This window comes from Bradyrhizobium sp. UBA2491, from assembly GCF_002341725.1.
GTDB lineage: Bacteria > Pseudomonadota > Alphaproteobacteria > Rhizobiales > Xanthobacteraceae > Bradyrhizobium.
In genome coordinates, this window is sequence record NZ_DDOP01000035.1 from 1 (window position 1) to 13,775 (window position 13,775).

Consider the following 13,775-nt stretch of genomic DNA (forward strand, 5'->3'; position numbering starts at 1 on the left):
ATGCCAATGTCGAAGTCGCCGCCGCGGGCTCCGACGCTGCGACCGGCGAGACGTCCGCGCCGCGTCCATTGTCCGCGTCGGCGACTTCGACATTGGCATCGGCCGGGTTGCGCTCGGTGATCGCAGCAACAGTGCGCGTGGTGCCGCCCTTGCCGATGTTCTCGGCCAGCAGGTTGCGCATGATGGCATCGCGCGAACCGCCGCTGCGGCCGCCGAGCACCACGCCGACCAGGAAGCGGTTGCCACGGTGGATCGAGGTCACGAGGTTGAAGCCGGAGGCGCGGGTGTAACCGGTCTTGATGCCGTCGACGCCGTCGACACTGCCGAGCAGGTGATTGTGGCCGGTGATGGTGCGGCCGCGGAAATTGAAGGCGGTGGTGGAGAAGTAGCGGTAGTAGCGCGGGAAGCGATCCTGGATGGCGCGGCCAAGCGTCGATTGATCGCGCGCCGTGGTGATCTGTTCGTCGTTGGGCAGGCCCGAGGCGTTGCGATAGGTGGTCCGGCTCATGCCGAGCGCGCGGGCCTTGCGGGTCATCATCCGCGCGAAATCATCTTCGCTGCCGCCGATCGCTTCGGCGATCACGACCGCGGCGTCATTGGCGGAGCGGGTGACTAAGCCCTTGATGGCGTCTTCGACCTTGATGGTCTGGCCGGGGCGCAGGCCGAGCTTGGTCGGGTCCTGTTCGGACGCATGCTCGGAAACCGGCATCTCGGTGTCGAGCTTCATCTTGCCGGACTCGAGGCGCTCGAACAGCAGATAGAGCGTCATGATCTTGGTGAGCGAAGCGGGGTGCCGCAGACCGTCGGGACTGTTGGACGTGAGCACCGAACCGGTGTTGCCGTCGACGATGATCGAGGCGAATTGCGGGCTGTAGCTTTCGCGCGCGGACTCGCTGTGATGGTGACGCGCAGCGTGGCGGCGGTGACGGCGCGCCTCGGCGCTGTCACTCGTGATCAGGATCGCCGTCGTGACGGTCACGAGCCCAAGAACGCCAACTCGCAGCGCCCGCGAGGAGGCAAAGGTTGTTCGAAGCATCTACTTCCCCGTCCCAAGTTCTGTTCTTGATCACCGGCTCGTGGGGCGAAATTGTGCCCGGCGGCCGTCGATCCTTGCCTGCGCAACGAACCACTTCGGGCAGGTCCATCGGCCCTCATGGCGGCTCAGGTCGCTCTTCTAGCTAAGATGTTGTTCACAAACAGGTTTCTAGGCTGCTTGTCGGAAGGCGAACAAAGTCCAGGAATCAGGTTAGGCGGCCCGAGTTTCCAAAAGATTAAGCAACCGTTGCGCGGTCCCCCGGGGTTTATCGCAAATGCCCAAGATTCGGGCGATTGTCATTGTGCGTCGCACAATATTTGTTGACATAATTGTGCGATGCGATATTCCGATCGACGTCAGGGGGCCGGGAGCTTCCCGGCAATGGGAATTTTACGCCTTTAGAGTCTGGGAAAAGGAATTCCATCCATGGTCAAGATCGAAGACATTCAGAACTACGGCAAAGAGCATTTCGAGTCGGTCACCGCGTCCGCGAACAATCTGCAGAGCGGCGTCCAGGCCATCGCCACCGCCTATGGCGACTACGCCAAGAAGTCCTTCGAGGACACCAAGTCGTTCGTCGAGAAGCTGTCGGGCGTGAAGTCGCTGGACAAGGCGCTCGAGGCGCAGACCGAATACCTGCGCTCGTCCTACGAGACCTTCGTCGCGGAATCGCAGAAGATCGCCGGCCTGTACAGCGACTGCGCCAAGCAGACCTTCAAGCCCTATGAAGGCCTGGTCTCCAAGTTCGCGCCGGCTCAGTAAGCCCAGCCGATCGAGACAAGCGAAAAGCCCGGCCGCTGCGGCCGGGCTTTTTTGTTGTGCCGGGCGTGCGCGGATTACTTCGCCAGTCGCAGCTTGCTCAGCGCGGTGCCGATCGTGTTGAAGGTCGTCAGGATCTGGGTCGAACTGGTCAGCATGTAGAACTTGTCCGGGCTGCTGGCGCAGTTCTTCAGGACGGTCGAGGTCGGATCGGCGGGCGAGCTCGTGTTCACCTGGATGGTGTAGATCGTGTACATCGGCAGGCCCTTGGAATCCTTCGCGGCCTGGAGGTTCTGGCATTGCAGCGTCTGCCTGGCATCGATCGGATTGCCCGAGGCCTGCGAGCTGCCGTCGCCATAGTCGGGCCAGCGGTCCTCGGTGTTCAGACCGTCGGACAGCAGGATGATGACCCGGTTGTAGGTCGTGTTGGAGTCCTCCGCCGGCGTGTTGAGCGGGCCGCCGACCAGCAACGACTGCCATGCCCAGGCGAGCCCGACCGATTGGTCGGTGCCGCCGGTCGGCTGCATCGCGTTGACCGCGTTCTTCAGCGAACTCCAGTCGTAGCTCAGCGGGATGACGGGCCCGAGCGGCGTCGAGACACTGCTGTTACAATAGGCGGTGCTGTTCTCGTAGTATTCGTTGGCCGGGAACAGCGTGGTGACGTCCGACGACGTCGGCAGCACGCCGGTCGCATCATTCGGCTGGGTGCGGTCGGTGACGCAGCCCGTCCAATTGCTGATCGGGTTGGTGGATGGCTGCTGCCAGTTGTTCACCACCGTCGGCGTCTTGTTGGTCGACGTCCATTGGTTGTTGGTCCATCCGACCACGGCGCTGACCCGGGGCTGGTTCTTGTTGTTGATGTTGTCGTTGGGCCCCGGCTGGGTCCAGTCGTGCGTATAGAGCTTGCCGGTACACTGGTAGACGCCACCGGAAGTTTTGCAGATGCAGCCGGACACCGCATTGCCCGTGGAATCCGTCGGGCATGCACACGAGTTCGAGCCGGAGCAGAACACGCCGGTGCCGACTTGCGTGCTGACCCAGCAGCCATTGTAAAGCGTGTGCGAATTGTAATCGACGCTCGGGCAAATGTAGCCCGAATACGTCCCGCTCGAGGGGATGTAGGTCGTGCTGGACGAACTGGTCGGGCTCTTCGTGCAGGTGAAGCCGCCGCTGCCGTTGGTCCACGGGCATCGCGCGCCGGGTCCGACTGCATGCCAGTTCATCGGCAGGCTCGCTTGGGTGCTGCCGTTGTTGGGCTGTGTGGTCGGCGGATTGAGCCAGTCGGTCCAGTCGAGATAGTTCTGGCCATAGTTGCTGGAGCCGAGGTTGACGACCTTCGCGAACGGGATGACCGAGATATAGACGTCGCCGTTGTTCTTGCTGAGTGCGCTCAGCTGGTCGATCAGGCCGCCGGTGCCGGCCACCGCGTTTCGCAACGCGGTAATCTTGCCATTGTCCCGCATCGAGCCCGTATTATCGAGCGCGAGCGCGACGCGCATCTTGACGTTGCCCCAGGTGGTGGTCGTCGTGGTGCCGAAATTCATCGTCGAGGGAAGGCCGGCGACCTGCACGAAATAGGTATTGATGTAGCCGGAGCCGCTCAGCAGGATGGTCGCCGCGGAATTCGCGGTGGCGGTCGTGTAGGTGGCCTGGACGGTCGCGCCCTGGCCGTCCTTGTTGGTGTAGAGGCCGTTGAAGTAGTTCTGGGCCTTGCTCGGGATATCCGCGGGCTTGATGACGCCCATGGTCAGGTCCTTGGACAGCATCAGCGCGGTGGAATCCAGCGCCGACTGCATCGAGGTACGGGCGTTGTTGGCGCGGGTGTAGTCGACCGCGGCGCCCACGAAGGCGAAGATCGGTAGCAGCGCGAGGGTGAAGATCACTGCGACATTGCCGTCAGTCGCCCTGGAAAACCGGCGGGCAGCCGCGCGAACGCGATCGAAAATGGCTGAACCAAGCATGACGCTCTCATCGAAATGGATTGCGCGGCCATCTCGACGAGCGCGGCTAAACAGAAAGTGAATCGGGGCCCGTAAACCCCGCCGCTGGCCCGGCGGAGGATTAAAAGCAGGGCAAAAGCACCCGCTATCCTCAATGCCCGCTAAACCGGATGTCCGACTCCTTTGTCAAATCAGCCAGAAATGGTTAACCTTGCCGAGGTTGTCGCGCCGGGAATCGGACCGGTGGGCCGCGGCGGTTCTGCGCTTGCGGCAGGGCCTCCCGAGGCCCATATTCGGGTGGTCGATCCGGCCGCCGGATCGAACCGGGAGCGGCAATCTGGAAAGCATTGCTGGGGGCTCCGCGATCGACCTTGCGGTGATCGCAGCCACCTTCCAATCGTCATCCGGTTCCCCCGGGGAATTCGAACGCCTGAGCCAATGTTGCGATCCACGTCGACAGTCCTGATTTCCGAACCGGTTTCGTCCACGCCGGCGGTGTCCGCCGCGCCGGCGCCGAACATGAACAATGACGACAACCGCAACGGCGCGGGCAACGGTCCATCGACTTCGGTCATCACCAAGGTCAAGCCGAAGGCCAAGCGCCCGAACCTGTATCGCGTCCTGATCCTGAACGACGACTACACGCCGATGGAGTTCGTCGTCCACGTGCTGGAACGATTCTTCCAGAAGGACGCGGAAGCGGCGACCCAGATCATGCTGCACGTTCACCATCACGGGATCGGCGAGTGCGGCGTGTTCACCTATGAGATCGCCGAGACCAAGGTGACGCAGGTCATGGACTTCGCGCGCAAGCATCAGCATCCACTGCAATGTGTGATGGAAAAGAAATAGTTCGCTGGAACGATTGATCCGCCGCGGCAAGCGGAACGGGTCTTGCATCGCGTTTTATGACGGAAACGCACGTCCCGTATGCTCACGGGGTGTGGCCGGATGCGGCGTGCCGATGCCTGCAATTTAGAGGAAAACCATCGCATCGGGGCCGGTCTTTCGCCACGATCCGTCGTAACTATATCAGAGGCGATCACGAAGGTTGTTATTGCCTGACCCGGTAATGGCGATCATGATGGCCGGGGGCCATAGAGGACGCGAATGCCAACTTTTTCTCAAAGCCTTGAACAATCGCTGCACCGTGCATTGGCGATCGCGAACGAGCGTCACCATCAATACGCGACGCTGGAACATCTGCTGCTGTCGCTGATCGACGACTCGGATGCGGCGGCGGTGATGCGGGCCTGCAGCGTCGATCTCGACAAGCTCAGGACCAGCCTCGTCAACTATCTCGAGACCGAATTCGAAAACCTGGTGACCGACGGCGCCGACGACGCGAAGCCGACCGCCGGGTTCCAGCGCGTGATCCAGCGCGCGGTGATTCACGTCCAGTCGTCGGGACGCGAGGAAGTGACCGGCGCCAACGTGCTGATCGCGATCTTCGCGGAGCGCGAGAGCCACGCCGCGTATTTCCTGCAAGAGCAGGACATGACGCGCTACGACGCGGTGAACTACATCAGCCACGGCATCGCCAAGCGGCCCGGCGTCTCCGAGGCGCGGCCGGTGCGCGGCGTCGACGAGGAAACCGAGACCAAGGGCAACGAGGACGCCAAGAAGAAGGGCGAGGCGCTCGAGACCTATTGCGTCAACCTCAACAAGAAGGCGCGCGACGGCAAGATCGATCCGGTGATCGGCCGCAATGCCGAGATCAACCGTGCGATCCAGGTCTTGTGCCGCCGCCAGAAGAACAATCCGCTGTTCGTCGGTGAAGCCGGCGTCGGCAAGACCGCGATCGCCGAAGGCCTCGCCAAGCGCATCGTCGACAGCGATGTGCCCGAGGTGCTCGCGGCTGCGACCGTGTTCTCGCTCGACATGGGCACGCTGCTCGCCGGCACGCGCTATCGCGGTGACTTCGAGGAGCGGCTGAAGCAGGTCCTCAAGGAACTGGAGGCGCATCCGAACGCGATCCTGTTCATCGACGAGATCCACACCGTGATCGGCGCCGGTGCAACGTCGGGCGGCGCGATGGATGCATCCAATCTGCTGAAGCCGGCGCTGGCTTCGGGAACGATCCGCTGCATGGGCTCGACCACCTACAAGGAATATCGTCAGCACTTCGAGAAGGACCGCGCGCTGGTGCGGCGCTTCCAGAAGATCGACGTCAACGAGCCGACGGTGGAAGACGCCATCGCGATCCTCAAGGGCTTGAAGCCTTACTTCGAGGATTACCATCGGCTGAAGTACACCAATGAGGCGATCGAGGCGGCGGTGCAGCTGTCGTCGCGCTACATCCACGACCGCAAGCTGCCCGACAAGGCGATCGACGTGATCGACGAGTCCGGCGCGGCGCAGATGCTGGTTGCCGAGAACAAGCGCAAGAAGACGATCGGCATCAAGGAGATCGAGACCACGATCGCGACCATGGCGCGGATCCCGCCGAAGAGCGTGTCGAAGGACGATGCCGAGGTGCTCAAGCATCTCGAGCAGACCCTGAAGCGCACGGTGTTCGGTCAGGACAAGGCGATCGAGTCGCTGTCGGCATCGATCAAGCTGGCGCGTGCCGGCCTGCGCGAGCCGGAGAAGCCGATCGGCTGCTATCTGTTCTCGGGTCCAACCGGCGTCGGCAAGACCGAGGTGGCGAAGCAATTGGCGGCGACGCTCGGCGTCGAGCTGCTGCGCTTCGACATGTCCGAATACATGGAGCGGCACACCGTGTCGCGCCTGATCGGCGCGCCTCCCGGCTATGTCGGCTTCGACCAGGGCGGCCTGCTCACCGATGGCGTGGACCAGCATCCGCATTGCGTGGTGCTGCTCGACGAGATCGAGAAGGCGCATCCGGATCTGTACAACGTGCTGTTGCAGATCATGGATCACGGCCGGCTCACCGACCACAATGGCAAGCAGGTCAACTTCCGCAACGTGATCCTGATCATGACCACGAATGCGGGCGCGGCCGATCTCGCGCGGCAGGCCTTCGGCTTCACGCGCTCGAAGCGGGAAGGCGACGACCACGAGGCGATCAACCGGCAGTTCGCGCCGGAGTTCCGCAACCGGCTGGATGCGATCGTCTCGTTCGCGCACCTCAATGCCGACGTCATCGGCATGGTGGTCGAGAAGTTCGTGCTGCAACTCGAGGCGCAGCTCGCCGACCGCGACGTCACGATCGAACTGTCGGAGCCCGCCAAGGCCTGGCTGATCGAGCACGGCTATGACGAGCAGATGGGCGCGCGTCCGATGGCGCGCATCATCCAGGAGCACATCAAGAAGCCGCTCGCGGATGAGGTGCTGTTCGGCCAGCTCAAGGGTGGCGGACACGTCCGCGTCATCCTGGTCAAGGACGAGGCGACCGCCAAGGACAAGATCGGCTTCGAGTATGTCGAGGGCCCGGTCACGCCGAAGCCCGAGAACCTGCCGCCGCGCAAGCGCAAGCCGCCGAAGGGTGGCCCGAACAATGGCGGCGGAGGCGGCACCAAGGGGCCGGTCTCCAAGGGGCCGATGGTCAAGGCCTGAAGCGAAAGCGAATGTGAATCGAAAAGGCCGGCTCAACAGCCGGCCTTTTTGTTTGCCATCGTACCGTCGGAGCATAGCGGCGGCTAAACCGGAGGCGAGTTCTTGATTGAATCGGCTCGGCGCCGCCTTGCTTCACCTCTCCCCGCCGGGGAGAGGTCGGATTGCGAAGCAATCCGGGTGAGGGCTCTTGCTCTCTCGATAGACCGTAATCCCTCACCCGATTTGCTGCGCAAATCGACCTCTCCCAAGGGAGAGGTGACCTTCCGACGCCGTTCCAGCTCAACCTAATCTCATCAGGCTTTTAGCTGAGCCCCTGCTTAAGCTCCCTCATAGTCGGATAGCAACTTTGCAAGCAGTTCAAGTTCGTCAGGGGATTTTTCGGTCGGATCGTTGATGACGTTCTGAAGCAAATTGAACTCGGTATCGTTCTTGATCCGCCCTCGCTTGAGGATATTGGCGTAACCTCGCGAGTATCGTTTGCGCAATTCTGAGAGCGTGATGATCCCGCGGCTGATCAGCTCGGCATCCAATTTTGCAACTTTAACTGGATCAAAAAACGAGGAACGTTCTACGCAATCATTGATCGCTTGACGTAGTCCCTGGAAAGCCATTCGAGGGCTTCTCTTTTCCATGGCCTCCAAGACAGCCGGAGGCTGCTGCTCCGGCGGCAGAGTCTGCATCGGCATGTATCGTTCAACATAGAACGAGAGGAACTTCTTCAGCTGAGTATATTCGCTTCGATTGAAGTTCTGCATCGCCGCGTACCTTGTGGGTTGCCACCAAGCTCGAACCTGAGGTGGGACGGCTGCTCCCAGAGTGTGTCGCGCAATCGCATGGCGGATTGTTGCTCGACGGATCGCCTCACTCGCCCTTCAACCGCTGTCCCTCCTGGATGCGCACCCGCTCGGCGCCGCGGCTGCCGGTGGAGGACAGCCGCAACATGCTCAGCATGGCGCCGACCAGCGCGAAGCCGACGCCGACCATCAGCGAGAGCCTTGTGCCGTCAGCCGGGAAGCGCGCCAGCAGCAGCGCCACCAAAGCGGCGCCGATGGTCTGGCCGAGCAGGCGGGCGGTGCCCAGCATGCCGCTGGCGCCGCCGGAGCGCTCGCGCGGCGCAGCGGCGATCATGGTGCGGTTGTTGGGGGTCTGGAACAGGCCAAAACCGGCACCGGCGAGCGCCATGCGCCAGATCACGTCGATCGGGGTCGCATTGGCCGGCATGAACGCCAGCGTGCCCAATCCGGCCGCGAAGATCAAAAGGCCGATGCCGCCGAGCAGGCCGGCCGGATAGCGCTCGACCAGCCAGCCGGCGAGCGGGGCGGCGAAGGCGACCGCGATCGGCCAGGGCGTGATCAGGAGGCCGATCTGCACCGCCGAATAGCCGAAATGGCTTTCGAGGTAGAACGGCATCGCGACGAAGGCGAGCATCTGGCCGCAGAACGAGGCGATCGAGGTGCCGATCGACAGCGCGAAGATCGGGATTCGCAGCAGGTCGACCGGCAGCAGCGGCGAGGGCAGGTTCAACTGCCGCCGGTACAGCAAATGCGAGGCGACCACGGCGATGGCGAATTCCAGCGCGCACAGATACAGCGCCTCGCCATGGCCGGCGCTGTCGATCGCGCTGATGCCGAAGCCGAACGCAATCGCGCTCAGGGCGGCGCTCAGCCAGTCGAAAGCGTGCACCGCGGGCCGGGTGTGTGGCAGGAAGCGCCAGCCCAGCGCCAGCGTGACGACGCCGAGCGGGACGTTGATGGCGAACAGATACGGCCAGGTTCCGACCGCCAGGATGAACGAGGCGATGGTCGGGCCGACCGCGGCCGAGATCGCGACCACCAGCGCGTTGACGCCGATGCCGCGGCCGAGCTGCGAATGCGGATAGATGAAGCGCACCAGCGCGGTGTTGACGCTGAGGATTCCGGCGGCGCCAAATCCTTGCAGGATGCGGGCGATCGTCAACAGCGGCAGCGTGTGCGACAGCGCGCAGAACAGCGACGCCAGCGTGAACAGCAGCAGCCCAGCCAGATAGACCCGGCGATAGCCGATGATCTCGCCAAGCGAGGCCAGCGGCAGCAGCGAGATCGTGATCGCCAGCTGATAGCCGTTGACGATCCAGATCGAGAAGGCGGGGCTGGCGTCAAGATCCCGGGCAATGGTCGGCAGCGCGACGTTGGCGATCGAGCCATCGACCACGGCCATCACAAGGCCGAGCGCGATCGTCAGAATGGCCCAGTTGCGTTGGGGTAGCGGCAGGCCGTCGGCATGCTCGATTGGTGCGGACGACATCTAGTGCAATGGCTCTCGGTTCCAGCAGCGGTAGGTACCGCATGCTGGATTGGCCAGACCTTTGCAACCCCCGAAAAATGCCGGGCCGGCTGCGAACGGTGGGGCAGGAGTGGATCTGGGAGGTGCGGAACGTGGCGACTCAGTCCTGGTTCAGCCTTGGTTCAGCTTTGGCCCAGCAATTCCTTGATGCGTTGCTGCAATTGCCGCTTCTTGATCTCGCTGCGGCGGACCCGCTCGTCGAGATCGCTCACCGGCGTGTCCGAGGTCATGATCCGGAAGGCGAGGCCGACCTTGTTGGCCTGCCGCCAGATCAGGCGCGCCAGGAACGAGCGGCCCTTGCGGGCAATGCTGAGGTTCATTTCTTCGGGCAGCCGGGCGGCATCGCCGAACTCCACGCAGGCGCCACCTTCGCTGATGTTGCGGACGACGCAATCCCGGGTCGAGCCGCGCTCATTGATCTCCGCAACCGCACCGTAGAACACCTTGTCACGAACGCTCTGGCGCCGGTCCTGCATGGGAAATCCTCCTCAAATGAACGGCAGGACTGTACCGGCCCGTGTCAGCGAAAAGAAGGGCGCGCGAGGAACCCGTTGCAGTTAGTGTAAATTGTTTGCATCTGTGAAGGTCGGGATTCACGGCTATTTTGCGCCGCAAAGGAGCCCCAGGCACCAGCTCCTCTTGTTGACGCGTTTCCTTAACGTGAACCGGTATCCGTCTCGTGCGAAAGCGCTTTAATTCGGCAGCCGGCTCTGCCGCCAATCCCGCGGCGACAGCCCGTAATGCTCGCGGAACACGCGGCCGAAATGCGAGAGATCGTTAAAGCCCCAGGCGAACGCGATCTCGCCGATATGGCGATGCGCATGCGCCGGCGCGGCGAGGTCGCGCTTGCAGCGCTCCAGCCGCTCCGCCAGCACGAAGCGCTGGAACGAGGTGGCCTCGTCGGCGAGCAGGCTGTTGACGTAGCGCGGCGAGATGCCGAGCGCTGCGGCGGTCTCGTTAAGGCCGAGATCGGGATTCGGCAGATGCGCGAGCACATGGGCCTTCAGCCGGTAGAGCAGGGCGGAGCGATGCGTCGATGCGGGCAGCGCTGCGCCGCCGAGCCGCTCGCTGATCGCCATCGCGAGCAGGTCGGCGGCCTGATCGGCGAGCCGGATCGCGTTGTCCGGATCGAGCCGGTCGGCGATCTCGGAAAGCCCCGTGATGAACTGCCAGGCGAGCCGCTGCACCGGACGGTCCGCTGCGAAGGTGGTCGCGGTGAGGCCCTGGGTGCCGGCGAAGCGCCGGTGCAGCATCGCGCGCGGCACCTGGAAGATGATCTGGGTGAAGTCGTCGTTGAAGCGCAGCTCATAGGGCCGCGTGGTGTCGTAGAACGCGAACTCGCCCGGCCCGATCACGGTCTCGCGGCCGTCCTGCACGACGCCGCCCGTGCCGCTGCGGCCGAGCGCGAACAGCACGAAATCCTCGCTGGCGCGCGCGATCCGCGACGGCGTTCGCAGCACGCGCTGCTGGCTCGACGACACCACCGAGCATTTCACCGCGCCCAGTTGCGCGCTGGTGATGGCGCCGTGGAAGGCGGTGCCGAGGTCGGACTTGCAGTCGAGCTGCACGAAGACATCGCAAACGATGTCCTGCCAGAGCGCGAGGCGCCGGTGGGTGGGCGCGCCTTCGGTGGTGAACAGGGCCGGCATGGTTTCCTCCCTTCACGAGTGCAACGCTGGCCACGCAAACAAAGCAAGCTTCGTACCGGGCGGGGCCGGGAAATCTCCTCCGTAGTCGAATTTTCCTTCCGTCCTGGTCGAACGGCGTTCCCGGTCCCGGGGCAGCATGATGTCAGAAGCGGCTGCGGCCGATCAAGCACGAACCGGCCGGCAGCGTCGGCTGCGAGGAGGACATCATGGGCATCGAACATCCGAAATATCGTGTTGCGGTGGTGCAGGCGGCGCCGGCCTGGCTCGATCTCGACGGCTCGATCGCCAAGAGCATTGCGTTGATCGAGGAAGCCGCCGCCAAGGGGGCGAAGCTGATCGCGTTCCCCGAAGCCTTCATCCCCGGCTATCCCTGGTACATCTGGCTGGACTCGCCGGCCTGGGCGATCGGCCGCGGTTTCGTGCAGCGCTATTTCGATAACTCCCTGTCCTACGATAGTCCGCAAGCCGAGAAGCTGCGTCTTGCGGTCAAGAAGGCCGGCATGACCGCGGTGCTCGGCCTCTCCGAGCGCGACGGCGGCAGCCTCTATCTCGCGCAATGGCTGATCGGACCTGACGGCGAGACCATTGCCAAGCGGCGCAAGCTGCGGCCGACCCATGCCGAGCGCACCGTCTATGGCGAGGGTGACGGCAGCGACCTTGCGGTGCACGACCGTCCCGGCATCGGCCGGCTCGGCGCGCTGTGCTGCTGGGAGCATCTGCAACCGCTGTCGAAATACGCGATGTATGCCCAGAACGAGCAGGTGCACGTCGCGGCCTGGCCGAGCTTCTCGCTGTACGATCCGTTTGCGCCGGCGCTCGGCTGGGAGGTCAACAACGCGGCCTCGCGCGTCTATGCGGTGGAGGGCTCGTGCTTCGTGCTGGCGCCCTGCGCCACGGTCTCACAGGCGATGGTCGACGAGATGTGCGATCGCGACGACAAGCACGCGCTGCTGCATGTCGGCGGCGGGCACGCCGCGATCTATGGGCCCGACGGCAGCTCGATCGCCGAGAAGTTGCCGCCCGATCAGGAAGGCCTGCTGCTCGCCGACATCGATCTCGGTGCGATCGGGATCGCCAAGAATGCCGCCGATCCGGCCGGGCATTATTCGCGGCCCGATGTCACCCGCCTGCTGTTGAACAAGAAGCCCTCCAAGCGCGTCGAGCATTTCGCGCTGCCGCTCGACAGTCTCGAGGAGATCGACGCGGCTGCGAGCTGAACCCCGGACATCCAACTGGAGGCGACTGTCATGGAATCCGCCATTCCCTCGCATTTGCAGACGGCGCGCTCCCGTCATCGTCGCGTGCCCGACGACTACACACCGCCTTATCCGTCGTTCGTCGCGCGCCACAAGCCCGCGGTCGCCAGCGTGATCATGGCCTATTTCGGGGCGCAGGTTCGCGGCGCGCCGACCGCGACGTTGACCGCGGCACTGGCGCAGATCGCAACGCGCTTTGCCGGAGAGAACGGGCCGACGCATTGGGACCGCGCGCAATATGTCGACCAGGCCGGTTTCACCAATGTCGTCTCGGTCGCCTATTGGGACGATGCCAAACGTTTCGATGCCTGGTTCGACGGCGCCCGCGAGGCCTGGACCGGCAGCGGCACCGCCGATGGCGTCGGCCGTTTCATCGAGGTGCTGCGGCCGCAAGTGGCGCGCTACGAGACGCTGTTTTCTTCGCTGGGCCGCCCGGAGGGCGTCGCGGTGCTTGCCGACGGCATGAGCGGCGAGGTGCAGGAGCACGCCTATTGGGGTGGCATGCGCGACCGCATTCCGTTGTCGCAGACCGACGCGATGATTCCGGGCGGCGAGCCGCGCGCGATCCATGACGGTGCGCGCATCCGGGTGGTCGCACATGACAATCTCTGCCTGATCCGCTCCGGGCAGGACTGGAGCGACACCGAGGCCTCCGAGCGCAAGATGTATCTCGACGATGTCGAGCCGGTGCTGCGCGAGGGGATGGATTTCCTGCGCGACGACGGCGTGCCGATCGGCTGCTACGCCAACCGCTACATGCGCGTCGTCGATGCCGACGGGCGAGTGACGGAAAAGTCCTACGGCCAGAGCTGGTGGAAGAGCCTCGCGGCGCTGGAGCGCTGGGCGGAATCGCATCCGACCCATGTCCGGATCTTCGGCGCGGCGATGAAGTATCTGTCGACGCTCGGGCCGAGCGCCAGGCTCAGGCTGTATCACGAGGTCACGGTCGCCGCCGCCGACGAGCAGTTCTTCGAGTATCTCGGCTGCCACGACCGCACCGGCATGCTCGGCGCGGTGCAGGTGACGGCTGAGCAGCCCGCGTAATCTCCGGAACAGCGTTCCGATCGGGTAGGGCCTGATGACATCTGGTTCAATAGCGGCCGCGATGACGGTGGGCTCCCTCGCCCCGTTCTTACGGGGAGAGGGTTGGGGTGAGGGGCTGTCTCCGCGCATACGGTGATAGCGGTGGATCCGGAGACTCCCCCTCACCCGGAACGCATCTGGCGATGCGTTCCGACCTCTCCCCGCACGCGGGGCGAGGTGAAGTTGAGGCCGTTGCTCGACCCGAACGAAT

At 63.9% G+C, this 13,775-nt stretch carries 11 protein-coding genes; 5 read left to right on the forward strand and 6 right to left on the reverse strand.

Annotated elements, in window-relative coordinates:
• Positions 1-1,036: D-alanyl-D-alanine carboxypeptidase family protein (locus B2W55_RS09895; RefSeq protein ID WP_291532221.1), on the reverse strand; the 1,036-nt coding region annotated here is incomplete at its 3' end.
• 426 nt (positions 1,037-1,462) lie between these two features.
• Here B2W55_RS09895 and B2W55_RS09900 point away from each other — a divergent pair.
• Entirely contained in the window at positions 1,463-1,798 is a 336-nt protein-coding gene (locus B2W55_RS09900; RefSeq protein WP_021078275.1) for a phasin family protein, read from the forward strand.
• A gap of 74 nt (positions 1,799-1,872) precedes the next feature.
• On the opposite strand, the gene B2W55_RS09905 is transcribed toward B2W55_RS09900, so the two are convergent.
• A complete protein-coding gene (locus tag B2W55_RS09905; RefSeq protein ID WP_024581331.1) occupies positions 1,873-3,756 on the reverse strand; it encodes a TadE/TadG family type IV pilus assembly protein in 1,884 nt (627 codons plus the stop codon).
• A 498-nt stretch (positions 3,757-4,254) separates the two neighbouring features.
• On the opposite strand from B2W55_RS09905, the gene clpS reads away from it, so the two are divergent.
• Together clpS and clpA are read left to right on the forward strand one after the other, a co-directional pair.
• On the forward strand, positions 4,255-4,587 hold the full coding sequence (clpS, locus tag B2W55_RS09910; protein ID WP_024581332.1) for an ATP-dependent Clp protease adapter ClpS: 333 nt from the start codon (positions 4,255-4,257) through the stop codon (positions 4,585-4,587).
• 258 nt (positions 4,588-4,845) lie between these two features.
• Entirely contained in the window at positions 4,846-7,254 is a 2,409-nt protein-coding gene (gene clpA, locus B2W55_RS09915; protein WP_024581333.1) for an ATP-dependent Clp protease ATP-binding subunit ClpA, read from the forward strand.
• A gap of 317 nt (positions 7,255-7,571) precedes the next feature.
• On the opposite strand, the gene B2W55_RS09920 is transcribed toward clpA, so the two are convergent.
• From B2W55_RS09920 to B2W55_RS09935, 4 genes are all read right to left on the reverse strand, one after another.
• Positions 7,572-8,009: a hypothetical protein gene (locus B2W55_RS09920; RefSeq protein WP_024581334.1), complete on the reverse strand. Its 438-nt coding sequence runs from the start codon at positions 8,007-8,009 to the stop codon at positions 7,572-7,574.
• Positions 8,010-8,115: 106 nt separating this feature from the next.
• Positions 8,116-9,537: an MFS transporter gene (locus tag B2W55_RS09925; RefSeq protein WP_024581335.1), complete on the reverse strand. Its 1,422-nt coding sequence runs from the start codon at positions 9,535-9,537 to the stop codon at positions 8,116-8,118.
• A 161-nt stretch (positions 9,538-9,698) separates the two neighbouring features.
• Positions 9,699-10,052, reverse strand: coding sequence for a PilZ domain-containing protein (locus tag B2W55_RS09930; RefSeq protein ID WP_024581336.1), 354 nt, complete (start codon positions 10,050-10,052; stop codon positions 9,699-9,701).
• A 216-nt stretch (positions 10,053-10,268) separates the two neighbouring features.
• Positions 10,269-11,225 (reverse strand): helix-turn-helix domain-containing protein, encoded by a 957-nt coding sequence (locus tag B2W55_RS09935; RefSeq protein ID WP_024581337.1) that lies wholly within the window; start codon positions 11,223-11,225, stop codon positions 10,269-10,271.
• A gap of 206 nt (positions 11,226-11,431) precedes the next feature.
• On the opposite strand from B2W55_RS09935, the gene B2W55_RS09940 reads away from it, so the two are divergent.
• Positions 11,432-12,442, forward strand: a complete 1,011-nt coding sequence (locus B2W55_RS09940) for a carbon-nitrogen hydrolase family protein (RefSeq protein WP_024581338.1) — start codon at positions 11,432-11,434, stop codon at positions 12,440-12,442.
• Between the two features lie 30 nt (positions 12,443-12,472).
• Positions 12,473-13,525, forward strand: coding sequence for a phenylacetaldoxime dehydratase family protein (locus B2W55_RS09945; RefSeq protein WP_024581339.1), 1,053 nt, complete (start codon positions 12,473-12,475; stop codon positions 13,523-13,525).
• The last annotated feature ends 250 nt before the right edge of the window (positions 13,526-13,775 follow it).